Below are 16351 nucleotides of genomic sequence, written 5' to 3'. Positions count from 1 at the left end.
CGGCTCCGCCGGCGGCGGGCCAGGGGGCGCGCCGGGCGAGCCGGCTCAGTGATCGGCGTGATCGCGGGTCAGGCCGGGGTGCGTCGGATCGCCCGGCTCGTGGCGCTTGTTCGCGGTCAGGCGCGAGCCCGTGCGATCGGTGAGGCGCATGAGGAGGTCGCGCCGGTAGATGAACTGCTCGCGGGAGTCGTAGGGCACCGCGTGCAGGCCCGTGTCCATCCGGATGGCGTCGACGGGGCACGCCTCGACGCAGTAACCGCAGAACACGCAGCGGAGCTCGTCGATGACGAAGCTGCTCGGGTACCGCTCGTAGCCGTGCCGCCGATCGCCCTCGGGGTACTCGGCCGGATCGATCGCGATGCACTGCGCCGGGCACGCCGTCGAGCAGCAGAGGCACGCGACGCAGCGGGGCGAGCCGTCCTCGCGCAGCGTGAGCCGGTGGATGCCCCGGAAGCGCTCCGGGTAGGGGCGCTTCTCCTCCGGGTAGCTGATCGTCGTGACGCCGGGCCCGAGCGAGTCGAGCACCGGGTCCGGCTTCTGGCCGAGCACCATCTCCTTCGTGTTCTTGAAGAAGTGCCTCATCGTGATGCCCAGCCCCTTGACCATCTCGGGGATGTAGGCCTGCACGTCGACGCTCCGGGAGGGGCGCGGGATCGGCTTGCCGACGACGGGCCGGCCTGCCGGCTTCGTCCAGGGGTTGCTGGGGGTAGCTCTCGCCATGGGACTCTCTCTTCGCCTGCTCACGCCTGCTGCGGCGTGGCCTTGGTGCCCCCCGCCGCAGCGGCGAAGCGGGCCGAGGTGGAATTGAGGATACGGTGTCGCTCGACCGGCTCGAGGAGCCCGGCGATCATCGCCACGACCGCGGCGAACCCGCCGAGGGCCACGACGCCGTGGGTGATGTCGGCCACGACCTGGAGACCGCCGCGGACCCCCGCGGGCGCCGAGTCGACCGCCAGGATCACCACGCCGGTCACCATCATGTTGACGATCGTGAGCGGCAGGAGCTTCGTCCACCCGAGCCGCATCACCTGGTCGTACCGGAAGCGCGGCAGCGTCCAGCGGAAGAAGACCTGCACCCACGTCATGAGGATCGTCTTCCCGAAGAACGCGAGGAAGTACGTCAGGCTCACGGCGAAGTGGGTCATCTTGTACTGGAACAGCGTCGTCTCGCCGATGACGATGTTGATGCCGTCGCGGTCCAGGAACGGCAGGTGGTAGCCGCCGAAGAAGAGCGTCACGAGGAGCGCGCTCGACGTGATGAGCTCCACGTACTCGCCCGTCATGAACATGCCGAACTTCATCCCGGAGTACTCGACGAAGTAGCCGGCGACGATCTCGCTCTCCCCCTCGGGCTGATCGAACGGGATGCGCTTCGTCTCGGCCGCGAGCGCCGCGAGGAACAGGAAGAACGCGACCGGCTGGACGAAGATCCCCCACGCGTGCTCGGCCTGCCACTGCACCATGTCGCCGAGCCGGACGCTGCTGTAGATCATGAAGAGCCCGACGACGCTGAGGCCCATCGCGACCTCGTAGCTGACCATCTGGCTCGCGGCGCGCAGGCCGCCGAGCAGCGAGAACTTGTTGTCGCTCGCCCAGCCCGCGAGCGCGGCGCCGATGATGCCCGTGCCCGCCATCGCGAAGATGTAGAGGATGCCGACGTTGAGGTCGGCGACCTGCAGGTTCACGACGTGGCCGTTGCACGTGAACGCCTGGTCCACCGTGCGCTTGAGGAGCGGGAGGTCGCCGAAGCCGAAGACCCGGTCGCCGTTGTCCTCGAAGCAGAGCTTGTCGCCGAAGGGGATGACCGCGAACGTCACCAGCGCCGGGAACATCGCGAGCAGCGGCGCGAGCGAGTGGAGGAGCCGGTCGGCGTTCTTCGGGATGAAGTCCTCCTTCCAGATCATCTTGATCGCGTCCGCGGCCGCGTGGAGCGTGCCGAGGAGGCGCAGCGGCACCGTGCCGTCGGGCACGCGCAGCGCCGTGGTGCCGCCCGCCAGGACGAGCAGCGCGCCGAGCAGCACGCACGCGACCCGCGCGGCGGTCGGCGCCGCCGAGAGCGGGACCGCCTGCGTGACGAAGAAGGCGAGCACGTGGGCCATGACGCCGGCGTAGAAGACGTTGCGGGGGTCGAACCTGGCGAGCAGCTCCTCGAGCGCGTTGCGCGGGCCGCCGCGGCGGGCCGACGCGCAGATCACGAGCAGGCTGAGCCAGGCCACGAAGACGGCGAACTGCGCGGCGATCACCAGCGTCTCGACGGCGCCGGGCACCGACATCGGGCGCGTCGCCGTGAACACGGCGAGCGCGCCGAGCGCCGCCGGAGGCAGGAACACGACGCCGCGCGCGAGCATCGACGGCAGGTAGACGACCGCGCGGTTCGGGCCGACGCGGTCCTGCACCATCGCGCCCTGGCGCCGGTCGGCCCAGGTCGCGATCGCCGCCATGTTCAGCAGGAACATGACGACGATGAGGATCTTCACGATCGCGAGAACGAGCTCGACGAGTGTCATGCCGTGGCCTCCGTCTTCTTCGGCTCAACCCGCGACCCGTCGGCGATCGCTGTCGCCGCCGCCGCGGCGTGCGCGGGCGGCGCGGCGCCGATCACCGCCTCGGGCGCGGCTGCCCCGCCGGCGACAGCGCCGGGCGGCATCGCGCGGCGGAGCTCGGCGAGGGTCTTCCACCCGGTCGCGTACCCGAGCGTGCGCCCGAGCCGACCGATGAGCTCCCAGGCCGGGCGCGCGTCGCCGTGCGGGAGCAGCGCCCGCTCGCTCCGCTGCGCCAGGCCCTTCCGGTTCACGTACGTCCCCTCGGCCTCGGCCCACGAGCACGCCGGCAGCGACACGCGCGCCGCCTTCGCCAGCGGCCCCTCGTGGGCGGTGATCGTCACCACCCCCTTGAGCCGCGACAGCGCCCGCTGCGCCTCGACAGCGTCGACCTCGAGGTCCGACCCGAGCGCGACGACGTACGCGTACTGCCCCGACGCGATCCCCTGGAGCAGCTCCGCGACCGGGCGCGGCGGGGTCGCCGCCGCGATCTGCACGGCGCCGCGGGTGTTCGGGTTCTTGTCCTCGCTGATCAGGATGTCGTCGCCCTGGCCGAGCGGCTTGCCCGACACGAAGAAGTCGGTCGCGCCGAGGTACGTCGTCGCGAGGTGGTAGAGCGCGAAGTTGTCCTCGTTCGAGTGCTGGGCCGACAGGACGATCGCCACCTTCGCCGGGTCGTCGGCGTGGCCGCTGAGCTGCTCCTTGGCCGCGGCGAGCGCGTCCTCGATGCTCGCGTCGTCGTTGCCGACGAGCGCCGTGAGCAGCCGCCCCTCGACCGCGTGCCGGTACGAGAGCATCCCCTCGTCGCACATCCAGTACGTGTTGACCGCCATGTTCTCGCGCGGGCGGTGCCGGTACGGCGTGTTGTTGCGCGGATCGTAGTCGAGGTACGCGTTGCACCCCGTCGCGCAGCCCTGGCAGACCGTGCGGGCGCTGCGGAGGAACCAGACGCGCGCCTTGAACCGGAAGTCGCGCGAGGTGAGCGCGCCGACCGGGCAGACGTGCTCGGTCATCAGCGTGTAGTTGTGGTCGAGCTCGCGCCCCGGCGAGACAGTGATCTCCCCGAGGTTGCCGCGCTCGCGGACGGAGAGCACCGGGTCGCGGGCGAGCTCGTTGCAGACGCGGATGCAGCGCGTGCAGACGATGCAGCGCTCGGCGTCGTAGACGATGGTCGGCCCGAAGGTGACCGCCTTCGGCTTGTGCACCGGCTCCTGCTGCATGCGCTTGCCCTTGCGCTGGTGCTCGAGCCAGTAGTCCTGGAGGCGGCACTCGCCGGCCTGGTCGCAGATCGGGCAGTCGACCGGGTGGTTCAGGAGCAGGAGCTCCTGCACCGCCGAGCGCGCCTCGGACACGTGGTCGCTGCTCTCGGACAGCACCTCCATGCCGGTCGCGCACGCCATCTGGCAGGCCGGCTGGAGCTTCGGCTTCGCCGCCGGCACGTAGTCCTGCTTGGCCGGGTCCCAGCGGAGGATGTCGAGGCTCATCGCCGGGCGACCCGGCGGCGGGAGCACCTCGACCAGGCACATCCGGCAGTTGGCGGCGACGCTGAGGCCGGGGTGCCAGCAGTAGTGGGGGATGTCGATCCCGGCGCGGTGCGCCGCCCGGATGATCGTGTCACCGCTCTCGAAGGGGATCTCCCTTCCGTCGATCTTGATCGTAGGCATCGTGATCTCGATTCCAGGCGGGGCCGCGCAGGGCCCCCGCTTCCTTAGCTCGATGACGGGAGCGCTCCTCTCGCCGTCGCTAGTGGTCGCACTCCCCGCCGATCATGTTGAGCGAGCCGAACGTCGGCACGACGTCCGGGATCATCAGCCCGGTGATGAGCTGGGAGAGCCCCTGCGTGGTGGCGAAGCACGGCGGGCGGATGCGGACGCGGTAGGGCGTGCCGCTGCCGTCGGACACCAGGTAGAAGCCGAGCTCGCCGTTGCCGGCCTCGGTGTACGAGTAGCACTCGCCGGCGGGCACCTTGATGCCCTCCATGACGATCTTGAAGTGCTGGATGGTCGCCTCGATGGTCGTGTAGACCTCCTCCTTCGGCGGCAGCACGACGCGCGGATCGTCGATGTTGATCGGCCCCTCGTCGGGCATCTGGTCGAGCGCCTGCTCGATGATCCTCGCCGCCTGGCGGATCTCCTCCTGGCGGCACATGAACCGATCGTAGTTGTCGCCCCGCGTGCCGACCGGCACGTCGAACTCGAACCGGTCGTAGACCATGTACGGGTTCGCGCGGCGCACGTCGTACGGCACGCCGGTGGCCCGGAGGACGACGCCGGTCCAGCCGAGCGCGAGCGCGTCCTCCTTCGAGATCACGCCGATGCCGTCGAGGCGATCGAGGAAGATGCGGTTCTTGAGGATGAGCTTCTCGGAGTCGCTCACGAGCGTGAGCACGCGCGCGAGGCCCGACCGCACCATCGACTTGAAGTCGGGCGTGGGCGGCCGCGCCATGCCGCCGACGCGGCCGAAGCTGTGCGTCAGGCGCGCGCCGGTCTCCTCCTCGAAGATCTCCCAGAAGATCTCTCGCGCGCGGCACAGGTAGAGGAACGGCGTGAACGCGCCGAGCTCCATGCTCATGGCGCCGCTGCAGATCATGTGATCGCAGATGCGCGCCATCTCGCCGAGGATCACGCGGTAGTACTGGCAGCGCTCGGGCACCGTGACGCCGAGCATCTTCTCGACCGCCAGCGCGAAGCCGACGTTGTTGAGCATCGGCGAGACGTAGTTGAGCCGGTCGACGTACGGGAAGACCTGCGTCCACGTGCCGCGCTCGCACATCTTCTCGAAGCCGCGGTGCAGGTAGCCGATCTGCACGTCGGCCTTGTTGATCGTCTCGCCCGAGAGCTCGAGCACGATCCGCACCGTGCCGTGCATCGCCGGGTGCGAGGGCCCCATGTTGAGGAGCATCGGCTCGCTCGGCAGATCGAGGTGGGCCTCGTCGAGATCGCGATCCAGGGGTTCCATCGTTCAGCTTCGCTCCTGCAGCGCACCCACGCCGATGCCCTGCGGTTTGCCCTTGTCCGAGGCCTCGTCCCCGCCGGTCGACTCGAGCGACGTCCCCGTGCCGGGGTTGTGCAGCGCGAAGTCGTGGGTCTGGCGGCCGAAGCTCATGCCCTCGTCGGGGCCGAACGGCGGCAGCTTGCCGATGTTCGGCACCTCCCGGAACGGGATGAGCGGCTGGATCCGGTTGGCCGGGTAGTCCTTTCGCAGCGGGTGCCCCTCGAACTCCGGGTACATCAGGATGCGCCGGAGGTCGGGGTGCCCGCGGAAGACGATGCCGAGCAGGTCGTAACACTCGCGCTCGAACCAGTCCGCGCCCTTCCACACCGGGACGATCGAGTCGATCTCGGCTCCGTTGCCCTCCTCGTCGCCCACGCGCGCCTTGATGCGGATACGGTGGTTCCGCTCGAACGAGCGCAGGTGGCAGACGACCTCGAAGCGGGGCACGTCGCCGCGCCAGAGGTAGTCGACCGCCGTGAGGTCGACGAACATGTTCATCAGCGTCCGCGGGTCGTTGCGGAGGAACAGGGCGACGTCGCGCCACGCGGCCGGGTCGATCACCGCCGTGTCGTCGCCGAACTGCGAGTGCGTCTCCAGGACGGCGCCCGGGAACTGCGCCGTGAGGATCTCGAGGACCTTCTTGCTCATGGCTGGCTCCGCTCCTTGCGCTGGAGGGTGACGAGGCGCTCCGCTGTCTGCGCGGGGTCCTCGCGCGGCTTGACGATCGCCGGTGTGCGGTCGCCGCGCGCGATCTTGTCCTGGAGCAGCATGAGGCCGTCGAGCACCGCCTCGGGGCGCGGCGGACAGCCGGGCACGTAGACGTCGCAGGGGATGATCTTGTCGATGCCGGCGACGGTCGTGTAGTTGTCGTAGAAGCCGCCGCACGAGGCGCACGTGCCGAAGGCGAGCACCCACTTCGGGTCCGCCATCTGCTCGTAGATGCGCCGGAGCGCGGGCGCCTGGCGCTGGCTGATGGTCCCCACGACCCAGAGCAGGTCGGCCTGGCGCGGCGAGAAGCGCGGCACCTCGGCGCCGAACCGCGCCATGTCGTAGCGCGGGCTCGCCATGGCCATGTATTCCATGCCGCAGCAGGCCGTCACGAACGGGTACTGGAACAGGGAGTACTTCTTCGCCCAGTTGAGCAGCGCGTCGAAGCGCGTGGTCGCGAACCCGTGCTCGGAGCCCTCCAGAACCCGCGTCGAGGGGCCTCCGCCGTTCATTTCTCCCATTCCAGAGCTCCCTTCTTCCACACGTACACGAGCGCGACGACGAGCAGCGCGATGAACGAGCTCATCGTCGCGAGGCCCGTCCACCCGAGGGACCGGAACTGGACCGTCCACGGGTAGATGAGGACCGCCTCGATGTCGAACACGACAAAGAGGATCGCCGTCAGGTAGAACTTCACGCTCGGCTTGACGAACCGCCCGCCCGTCGAGTCGCTGCCGCACTCGTAGGGCATCATCTTCTCGACCGTCGGGTTCCTCGGGCCGAGCAGCGACGTCAGCGTGAACATGGCGAGCGCGATGACCGCGGCCACGAGAAACAGCAGGAACAAGGGGATGTAGGTGGCCATCGAGAGAGCACTCCTACGGGTCGGACCCCTGGAGGGTCGACCGTCTCGCCGCAGCGCGCGGCTTCTCGGGCGAGACCTCAGGGCCCGCGGCCCCGAACCATGCAGTCCAAAAAGGTGAGAGCGACGCGGCGATGCTGGGTTGAAACAGCAAAAATCCGAGCGATCCCGGCTTAATCCGCGCCGGATCTAGTCGGCCGCCGCGGGGGTGTCAATGGAGGCGGTCCGTCAACCGGCGGGCAACCAGCGGGCCGCAATCCTAGGAGCGGTTCGCCGCGAGGACCAGCCCTCGCCACGCGGTGAGCGCCGTCCCCAGGCTGGCCTCGATCTCCCGGATCTCCTCCACCATCTCGACGTCCGGCACGCCGGCGCTCCGCGCCTCGCGGATGCAGGCGAGCGCGGCGACGAACTTCCTGCGATGCACGAACGCCCGCGCGAGGAGCGGCCAGATCTGCTTCGGCGGGGCGCCGAGGTTGGCGGCGCGCCGGAGGGGGCCGATGGCCTCGCCCGACCGCCCGTCTTCGAGCATGGCCTCGCCCAGCCGGCGGAAGATGTCGCCGGCCGCGGCCCCGTCGTGCGCGTACTGGACCGCGAGGCGCATGACCTCCTCGCCCTGGTGCTCCTCGCCGAGCTTGACGCAGGCGGTGCCGAGCAGGCCGAGCCCCTTGGCGATCAGGCTGCGGGCGTCCGGGGTGAGCATCTGCCCCTCGGGCGTGCGCAGGAAGATCGCGAGCGGCGCCGGCCAGGTGCCGAGGAGCTGGATCACCTTGGGGTAGTCGCCGCGCTGCGAGGCGACCTCGGCCTCGGCGACCTTGGTGAGATCGATGGCGGAGCGCGCGCCGGCGGAGGCGCGCTCGAGCTCGTCGCGCACGTGCGAGCGGATGCGGGCGCGGAACTCGTTGAGCTCGTGGGTCTCCTCGATGCCGTCGCGCAGGAGAAGGAGGCGCGAGGTCTTCCCCTCGATGGAGAGCTTGCGGAGGCTGTAGCCGTAGAGCGGGGCGAGCAGCAGGTAGCGGACGCCGATGTGGAGCTGGATGCCCTCGAGATCGGTGTCGCGCTCGGGGGCCGTGGGCGTCGCGTCCTCGGTAAGGAGCGCCCCGACGAGCCGGTGGCGGAAATCCGCGAGCGTGAGGCGCTGGACGTCGCCGTCGATCTCCTCCTCGCCCGGCGGCGCGATAACGAAGTCGACCAGCGTGTTGTCCGGGTTGCGGCGGTCGACGGTGAGCGCCGTGATGCGGGCGCCCGTAATCATCGAGAAGGCAAAGAACGCCTCGCCCACGATCTCGCAGAGCGCCTGGAAGCTGCCGATGCCGTCGCCTATGCGCTCGAACCAGCCGTCGGTCCGGACGGCATCGAGGGAGAACACGCGTTCCTTTGGCATGGTTCGACCCGGATCACAGGGCCGCGTCCCGGAGGAAGGACGCGTAGCCCAGGGGGTGCGAGACTCGCACGGGCGCGCGCCGCCCTCAAGAAAACTCCTATCCTGCGCGCGTCGATGATCGAGCGCGCCGGCCATCCCCTGGCGCCGCCCGCCATCCATCGCGCCACGCTCGTCCACCTGCCCCCACGCACCCCGCCGACGCCGCAGCGGCCGACCCGGCACAGCCCGGCGCGCCGCGCGCCCAGGACCGAGCCGCCGGCCCGCCGGCGCTGTCGCGACGCGCGCAGCAGCGCCGCACTTCTACACGTGCACCAGACCGGCCGCCCTTCTGCGCGCCGCTCTACGTTACGGCGCCGCGGTGATGTGGAGGGTGAGGTTGCCGGAGGAGGAGGGGCGGCTGTCGCCGACGATCGTGATCACCTGCCCTGCGGTGAGGGTGACGCTCACCCGCGAGGCGACGCCGCTCGTGTTGTCGTTGCACGCGAGCTCGGCGCCGGCGCAGCTCTCGCCGTCGTGCACGTGGAGGACCGTGTCGAAGGTCGAGGACACCGTGTCGATGATGTAGGTCCCGTCCGCCGGCGCGGTGAAGCGATAGACCCTGTCGTTGCCGCTCGACGCCGTGCAGCTCGGCGCGCCCGAGTTCGGCTGGAGCAGCGTGGGGCCCGTCGCCGTCTGCGGGACCGTCGAGCCGAGGTCGATGGGGTTGTCGCAGGTGGCGTTGCCCTCGAACAGGGTGATGTTGAGGTGGAACGCGCCCGAGGCGGCGGGGCCGGAGCCGTCGACCACGGCGACGACCGCCTGCCCCGCGACGAGCGGCACCGCGACCCGCGACTGGAGGCCGGCGGTGTTGTCGTTGCAGCCGAGCGACGCGCCGCCGCAGGTGCCGTCGTGCACGTGAACCACCGTGTCGAAGCTCGATCCGAACGTGTCGAAGATGTACACGCCGTCGGAAGGCGCCGTGAAGCCGTAGGTCTGCTCCGCGCCGCCGGCCGCGCCGCACGGCGCGCCCACGAAGTCGCCGAGGTCGGCCGTCGTCCCCGTCACCGCCTGCGGGACGGCCGACTCGAGGGTGTTCGCCGGGCAGGCGGGCGCGGCGATGCCGCTCACGTTGAGCGTGTAGGCGCCCGAGGCCGAGTACGCGCCGTCCACGGCCACGTACACCGTCTGCCCCTCCGCGAGCGGCGTGACGACCTTCGACTTGGACGAGGGCGCCCCGTTGTCGTCGCAGGCCAGCGACGGGCCGTCGCAGCTCCCCTCATGGACGTGGAGCACCGTGTCGAAGGCCGAGCCGATCGTGTCGAAGGTGTAGCGGCCGGCGACAGGCGCCGTGAAGCTGTAGGTGACCTCGGGGGCGTTGTCCGTGGCGCAGGGCGCCACGAGGTAGTTGTCGAGGCCCGACGTGTTGCCCGTCACCGTCTGCGGGTAGGTGGAGCCGAGATCCATCGTGGGGCACTCGGGCGGGGCCCACTCGGAGACGTGAAGCGTGTAGGGCCCGCCCGCGCCCTCGAAGCCGTCGACGATGACGACGACCGTCTGACCGGCGCGGAGCTCGGCCGCGATGCGCGACTGCGCTCCTCCGCGCGAGTCGTTGTTGCAGGCGATCACGCCGCCGTTGCAGTCGCCGTCCCGCAGCTCGAGGACGGTGTTGTACCCGGAGTCGAACGTGTCGAAGACATACTTCCCGTCCGCCGGGGCCGTGAAGGTGTAGCTCGCGTCCGGCCCGCCCGGCTGGCCGCAGCTCGGCGTGATCGCGTCGCCGAGCAGCGCTGTGTCGCCGGTGAAAACCTTCGGAAGCGTGTCGCCGACGTCGCCCGAGGGGCAGATGGGCGGCCCGGCCTTCGACAGGTTGAGCGTGAAGTCGCCTTCCGCGCCGGCGAAGCCGGTCACGACGATGAGGACCGACTGGTCTGCATCGATGACCGCGCGGACCTTGGATTGCGCGGTGTCTGTGTCGATGTCGTCGTTGCAAGCGAGCTGACCGCAGGTGGTCGCCCCCACCACGCCAAGGGCCGTATCGAACGTGGACCCGGAGGTGTCCATCGTGTAAGTCCCCGCCTCGGAGGGCGTGAAGCGATAGACCCGCTCCGACCCGCCGGCGGCCACGCACGCGAGACCGTAGTTCGTCTCGCCCCCCGCCGTCGTCCCTGTCACGACCTGCGGGAACGTGTCGCCGAGCTCCTCGTGGGTGCCGACGACGCAGGTGCACGCGCCGGCCTGGCAGAACGCCCCCCGCTCGCACGCGTTCCCGCAGCTACCGCAGTGGAGCTCGCTCGTCTGCAGGTTGGCGCACGCGCCGTCGCAGTCCGTGAGCTCGGCGGAGCAGGAGCAGGCGCCCTCGACGCAGAGCTGGTTGGGCGCGCAGGAAGACCCGCAGCTGCCGCAGTGCGCCCTGTCGCTCTGCACGTCGACGCACGCGCCGTCGCACTCCATCAGCCCGTCGGCGCAGGCGCAGGCCCCCTCCACGCAGAGCTCCCCCGCATCGCACTGGACGTCGCAGTCGCCGCAGTTCCGCGCGTCGGTCTGGACGTTCACGCAGCGCGCGCCGCAGGCGGTCTCCTCCTCGTCGCACTCCTCGTCATCGCCGCCCTCGCCGCCGCCGCCCCCCGCACCGCCGCTGCCGCCCTCGCCGCCCCGCTCGCAGCGGCCGTCCGTGCATTGCTGTCCCTCCCCGCAGGCGTCGCCGCACGCGCCGCAGTGCTCGGCGCTCGTCTGGATATCGACGCACTGGCCATCGCACTGCGACTGCCCGCCCGTGCACGCGCTCGGCTGGCTGTCGCCCTCGGCGCAGGACGCCGCGAGGACAACCCCCGCGACGAGGAGCAGCGCAGCGGACGAGAGGGTGGGCCTGAGGCGCAATCCGGATTTGTTCATAGCCATCCTTGGGGGTACCTGGCCGTTTGAGGCGGAGCGGATAACGAGTCGCGCGCCAGGATACGCGCACGTCCGAGGGTATCGCAACCGGCGGGGACGCTGGAGGTGTGCCGGGTTCGCCCAGGCAACGCGCGCAGAGCCGCAGCCAGGACGGCGCAGGCGGCGCCTCGCGAGGGCGTCGCCAGCGCCCTCCGCAGAGCGAATCGCAGCATCATCGGCCGGACTCCAGGGCGCACGCGGCGCGGGCTCAGAGAGGGGCGATGTTCAGGGTGAAGTCGCCCGACGCGCCACCGTAGCCGTCGACAACGATGGTGATGACCTGACCGGCGGTGAGCCTCACCGTCGTCCGCGACGTCGAGCCGGCCGTATCGTCGTTGCAAGCGATCGAGGTGCCGCTGCAGCCGCCCCTGTGGACGTGAAGGACGGTATCGTAGGACGAGCCGACCGTGTCGATGACGTAGCGGCCGACGATCGGCGCGGTGTAGGTGAACACCATCTCCGAGGCGGTCGACGAGGAGGCGCAGCTCGGCGTGACGGAGTCGGGTTGCCCCGTCGTGGTGCCGGTCCTGGTGAGCGGCAGCTCCGAGCCGAGATCGATCGCCGTCGAGCAGCTCCCCTCGCCGCCGAACTTGTCGACCTGGAGCACGTAGTCGCCGCGGCTCGTGTTGCGACCGTCGACGGCGACGAGCACGGTCTGACCGGCCACCAGGTCGATGGTGAGGCGCGACTGCGGGCCGCCCGCATCATCGTTGCACCGGAGCGGCGTCCCCGCGCAGCTGCCATCGAAGATCTGGAGGATCGTGTCGAAGCTCGATCCCAGCGTGTTGAAGATGTAAGTTCCGTCGTCCGACGCGGTGAAGCTGTAGATCATGTCGGGAGCGCTGGAGGATCCGCACTTCGGGGTGACGGACTCGGGCTGATCGGCGGTGCTCCCCGTGACGACCTGCGGGACGGTGGAGCCGAGATCGATCGGCCTCGGGCAGGTCCCGCCGCCTTCGTACTGCTGGACGTTGAGCGTGAACTCGCCCGACGCGGTCGCGGAGCTGCCGTCCACGACCAGGAGGATCGTCTGGCCCTCGTCGAGGTCCATCGTCAGCCGCGACTGCACGCCTCCGGCCGCGTCGCCGTTGCATTTGAGCACGGCCCCGGAGCAGCCGCCGTCGCGCGCGGAGAGGACCGTGTTGAAGCTCGAGCCGAACGTATCGAAGATGTACGTACCGAGGGCGGGCGCGGTGAAGCTGTAGGTCGCCTCGTTGCCGCCGATGCCGCCGCAGGTCGAGCTCAGGATGTCGACCGCGCCCGCTGTCGTCCCGGTCACCGTCTGAGGCACCGTCGATCCGAGATCGATCTCCGGGCACGGGGGGATGAAGGTCTGCTTGACGTTGAGCGTGTAGGCGCCGGAGCTCGATGTGGTGTAGCCGTCCACGACGACGACCACCGTCTGTCCCTCCTCGAGCCGCACCTTCACCTGCGATTGGACGCCGGACGTGTCGTCGTTGCACCCCAGGTTCGGTCCGCCGCACGTCGCGTCGTGGACATGGAGGACCGTGTCGAAGCTGGTGCCGAAGGTGTCGAAGGTATAGAGCGCCTCCACGGGCGCGGTGAACGCATAGGTGGCCTCAGGGCCGCTGCCACCCGCGCAGGGCGCCGAGATCGCGCTCATGCGATCCATGATCGCGGTCGTGCCCGTCACCGTTTGCGGGAAGGTCGAGCCGAGCGTGTGCTCCGGGCACGGCGGCGGCACGTACTCGGTGACCTCGAGCGTGAATGGCCCGGAGTCGCCGTCGAAGCCGTCGACGATGGCGACCACCGTCTGGCCCGCGGAGAGGCTCGTGACGACGCGGGACTGCTCCGTGTCCGCGTTGTTGTCGCTGCAGGCGATCATCGAGCCGGAGCACGTGCCGTTGCGCAGCTCGAGGACGGTGTTGAACGAGGAGCCGGCCGTATCGAAGATGTACCTGCCGGCGCGCGGCGCGGTGAACGTGTAGCTCGCGTCGGGGGTATCAATCGACCCGCAGCGCGGCGCGACGGCGTCGCCGAGGAGCGTCGTGTCGCCGGTGATGCGCTGCGGGAGCGTCGGCTCGATGGTGCCCGTCGGGCACATGGGCGGCGCCGTCTTGTCGATGCTCAGGACGAAGTCGCCTTGCGCGCCGTTGTAGCCCGACACGACGACGAGGATCGCCTCGCCCTCCTCGAGGAGCACCGAGGCGCTCGCCTCGGGCCCCCCGCGGTCGTCATTGCACGCGCGCTCGTCGCACAGGTCGAAGCCGAGGAGGCCGACGGCGGTGTCGTAGCTCGATCCCTCGGTATCGAACCTGTAGGTGCCTGCCTCGTCCGCCGTGAACCTGTAGACGACCTCGGTCGAGCCGACCGCCACGCAGGCGAGCCCGAAATACGTCTCTGCGCCGAGCGTGGTGCCCGTCACGACCTGCGGCGCCGCCCCGCCGATGTCCTCGTAGTCGCCGACGATGCAGGCGCACGTGCCCTCCTGGCAGACAAGCCCCGGGCCGCACGCCGCGCCGCATTCGCCGCAATGCGCCGGGCTGTGCATCAGATCGGCGCACTTTCCGCCGCAGTCGGTGAGGCCCTCGTTGCAGACGCACGCCCCGTCCGTGCACGTCTGGTTGGGGGCGCACCGGGCGTCGCAGCTCCCGCAGTGCAGTGGATCGCTCGTGAGGTCGACGCAGGCGCCGCCGCACGCCTCGAGGCCGCCGTCGCAGACGCAGGCGCCGTCCTCGCAGCGCTCCTCGGCCGCGCACACGTTGCCGCAGCCCCCGCAATGGCGGCGGTTGGCGTCGAGATCGACGCAGCCGCCATCGCACGCCTCGAGCCCGGGGGCGCAGGCCGCGCCGCCGGCGCCGCCGCCCTCCTGGCTCGCTCCGTCATCGCCGCCCGGTCCGCCGCGGTCGCTGACGCACTCGCCCGCCTCGCAGCGCTGCCCGCTCGCGCAGACGCCGCCGCACGCGCCGCAGTGGTCGGCGTCGGCCTGCGTGTCGACGCACGCGCCCGCGCACGGCGACAGGCCTTCACCACACGTCACGCCGGAGTCGTCGCCGTGCGCGCAGGACGCGCAGGAGACGAGGAGGGCCGCTGCCGTCAGCCAGCGCGCGGTCGACGACAGAGGCGACGACAGAGGCGACGGCAGGTCGAATGTGGAGCGCAATCCGGGTTGACTCATGAACATCCTTTGGCGGACACGGTGGCCGCCGTGTGGCGCGAGAAACCCGTCCGCGAGAGTACGCCTGTTCGCTTTCGCTCCGCAATCGCGGACCCGCGCGCCGCGCCGTGGATCGTCCGATTTCGTTGCGGCTTTCACTTCCACGTCCACTTCCACGTACGCGATGAGTCTGGATGAGATGGAACGCGTGGAGCCTGGCGCCGCGGGGGCGGCCCGGACGAAGCATCGGTGAGCCGAGCGCGCGAGCGTCGGTCAGCCGACGGGGAGATCCGGCAGCGGATCGACCTCCTCCGAGGTGGGCTGACGCGCCTGGATGGCCTCGAGCGCCGGAGCGCCCGTCTCGGGCCCCGGCGCGCCCTCGGGCTGCGGATCCGGGCCGAGGAAGCGAGCGATCGGCTCGAAGAGCTCGGCGCCGGTATACGCGCCGACCGCCAGATCGCCGTGGCCGTAATCTTCCCGCGCCCCGAAGTCGCGCCCGAGGACGAGAAAGCGCTTCGGGGTCTCGGGGTGATCGCGCCCCCACGCGTCGAACGCCGCGCGCACCGACGGGACGGGGGCTATCCTGTCGGCGCTGCCCGCGATGAACAGGGCCGGCGCCGAGACGGAGGCGAGGCCGTCGAGGACCCTCTCTCCGTCCACGCGGATCTCACCGTCGCTCGTCATCCACGCGGCGAAGTCTGCGTTGAGCGCAGCGGGGATGTCCTCGATGCAGTTGACGAGCGCGAGCCGCGTGACGCCCGGAGGCACGTTGCGCGGGTTGGCCACCGCGTGATGAATCGGCGTGGGCAGCCACTCCGAGGCGAACGCGACGCTGCGCGCCATGAGGCGCAACGGCACGCCGGGGAGCAGCCGGCCCGGCAGGAACCGCATGAGGCGCGCGGGCAAGGTGAAGCGGCCGGGGGAGCCGACGACGACGACGCGGCGAACCTGATGCTCCGGCACGCTCCGCCCCAGCGCCGCATAGAGGAGCATGCCGCCCATGGAGAAGCCGACATAATCGAGCGATCGGGCGCCGGTGCGCATCAGGATCGCCCCGAAGGCGCAGGGGAGATCGTACCGGACCATGGCCGAGAAGCGGACGCTGCGGCGCTCCAGGCGGGTGAGGAGGCGGCCGCTCCGCAACGTCAGCAGCCACACGTCGCGTCCGAGCGCGGCGAGGTGGCGCGCCAGCGAGTAATCGGGGTGGATGTCCTGGTTTCTATGGTTCGCGGCGATCCCGTGGACCAGGACGATCGGCGGCAGGTCCGGCTGCGCGGACGCTCCGGTCGGGCACGGGACGCGGCGGATCTCGATCTGCGCGCCGTCCTCGGTCCGCAGCGCCTCTTCCACGCTGTACTCGAGCGGCAGGGTCAGCCGTTTGACCCAGTAAAAGAGGTGCGCCCACAGCCCGATCGCGGCCAGCACCGCGAGCGCCAGCGCGACCAGGAGGTAAGCCCCGAATGTCCAGACCATACGCCCAATCTACCCGCCGGTGCCGTTTCCGCACGCGAGCAGTCTCGACATCATGGCGCGGGGACGGAGCGAGGGCCAGTTACCGCTGAGATCGCTTCCCGGCTCGCTCGCCCGGGTGATCATCAATGATGCGAAGAATGCAAACAGCAAGTTTCGCGATCATTTCCACGAGCGCGCGAGAAAGGAACACTGCGCCCGGAAAGAACACCGCCCTCACGCACAGGACTTCGCGCCTCGGGAACTGCCGTTGACGGACACGCATGTCGGCGCCGGCTCCTTTTTACCCGCGCCGCGTCTGGCCGCGACATTGCCGTGTGACCAGGCCCACTGCGGCGCGAGGAGGGAAGCCTTCAGCAGGGGCGTGC

Annotated in this window: 11 protein-coding genes; all 11 read right to left on the bottom strand. The window is 70.4% G+C overall.

Features of this window, described 5'->3' with window-relative positions; genetic code table 11:
• Positions 1-45 precede the first annotated feature (45 nt).
• The 11 genes from WMF42_RS02910 to WMF42_RS02860 all read right to left on the bottom strand — a co-directional run bounded on the left by WMF42_RS02910 (position 46) and on the right by WMF42_RS02860 (position 15986).
• On the bottom strand, positions 46-720 hold the full coding sequence (locus tag WMF42_RS02910) for a NuoI/complex I 23 kDa subunit family protein (protein WP_061610848.1): 675 nt from the start codon (positions 718-720) through the stop codon (positions 46-48).
• A gap of 20 nt (positions 721-740) precedes the next feature.
• Entirely contained in the window at positions 741-2507 is a 1767-nt protein-coding gene (locus WMF42_RS02905) for a complex I subunit 1/NuoH family protein (RefSeq protein ID WP_437690012.1), read from the bottom strand.
• Positions 2504-4204 (bottom strand): 2Fe-2S iron-sulfur cluster-binding protein, encoded by a 1701-nt coding sequence (locus WMF42_RS02900; protein ID WP_061610850.1) that lies wholly within the window; start codon positions 4202-4204, stop codon positions 2504-2506. Before WMF42_RS02900 ends, WMF42_RS02905 begins: the two co-directional genes overlap by 4 nt.
• 79 nt (positions 4205-4283) lie before the next feature.
• The gene (locus WMF42_RS02895; protein ID WP_061610851.1) at positions 4284-5498 is read right to left on the bottom strand and encodes an NADH-quinone oxidoreductase subunit D; all 1215 of its coding nucleotides are present in this window, start codon (positions 5496-5498) and stop codon (positions 4284-4286) included.
• Between the two features lie 3 nt (positions 5499-5501).
• Positions 5502-6182, bottom strand: a complete 681-nt coding sequence (locus tag WMF42_RS02890) for an NADH-quinone oxidoreductase subunit C (protein ID WP_061610852.1) — start codon at positions 6180-6182, stop codon at positions 5502-5504.
• Positions 6179-6763, bottom strand: coding sequence for an NADH-quinone oxidoreductase subunit B (locus WMF42_RS02885; RefSeq protein ID WP_155798769.1), 585 nt, complete (start codon positions 6761-6763; stop codon positions 6179-6181). Before WMF42_RS02885 ends, WMF42_RS02890 begins: the two co-directional genes overlap by 4 nt.
• Positions 6751-7107, bottom strand: a complete 357-nt coding sequence (locus WMF42_RS02880; protein ID WP_061610853.1) for an NADH-quinone oxidoreductase subunit A — start codon at positions 7105-7107, stop codon at positions 6751-6753. Before WMF42_RS02880 ends, WMF42_RS02885 begins: the two co-directional genes overlap by 13 nt.
• A 256-nt stretch (positions 7108-7363) precedes the next feature.
• Entirely contained in the window at positions 7364-8485 is a 1122-nt protein-coding gene (locus WMF42_RS02875; RefSeq protein WP_061610854.1) for a hypothetical protein, read from the bottom strand.
• A 345-nt stretch (positions 8486-8830) separates the two neighbouring features.
• Complete coding sequence (locus WMF42_RS02870; RefSeq protein ID WP_437690011.1) at positions 8831-11356, bottom strand: MXAN_6577-like cysteine-rich protein; 2526 nt, start codon at positions 11354-11356, stop codon at positions 8831-8833.
• 247 nt (positions 11357-11603) lie between these two features.
• Positions 11604-14534 carry an MXAN_6577-like cysteine-rich protein gene (locus tag WMF42_RS02865; RefSeq protein WP_437690010.1) on the bottom strand — a complete coding sequence of 977 codons (2931 nt, stop codon included), beginning with the start codon at positions 14532-14534 and terminating at the stop codon, positions 11604-11606.
• 252 nt (positions 14535-14786) lie between these two features.
• On the bottom strand, positions 14787-15986 hold the full coding sequence (locus tag WMF42_RS02860) for a lipase family alpha/beta hydrolase (RefSeq protein WP_437690009.1): 1200 nt from the start codon (positions 15984-15986) through the stop codon (positions 14787-14789).
• Between the last annotated feature and the right edge of the window lie 365 nt (positions 15987-16351).

The sequence above is a fragment of the Sorangium sp. So ce176 genome (assembly GCF_051519835.1).
GTDB classification, from domain to species: Bacteria; Myxococcota_A; Polyangia; order Polyangiales; family Polyangiaceae; genus Sorangium; species Sorangium cellulosum_G.
The sequence above is the reverse complement of the archived record's forward strand: the minus strand, read 5'-3'. Positions and strand labels throughout refer to the sequence as shown.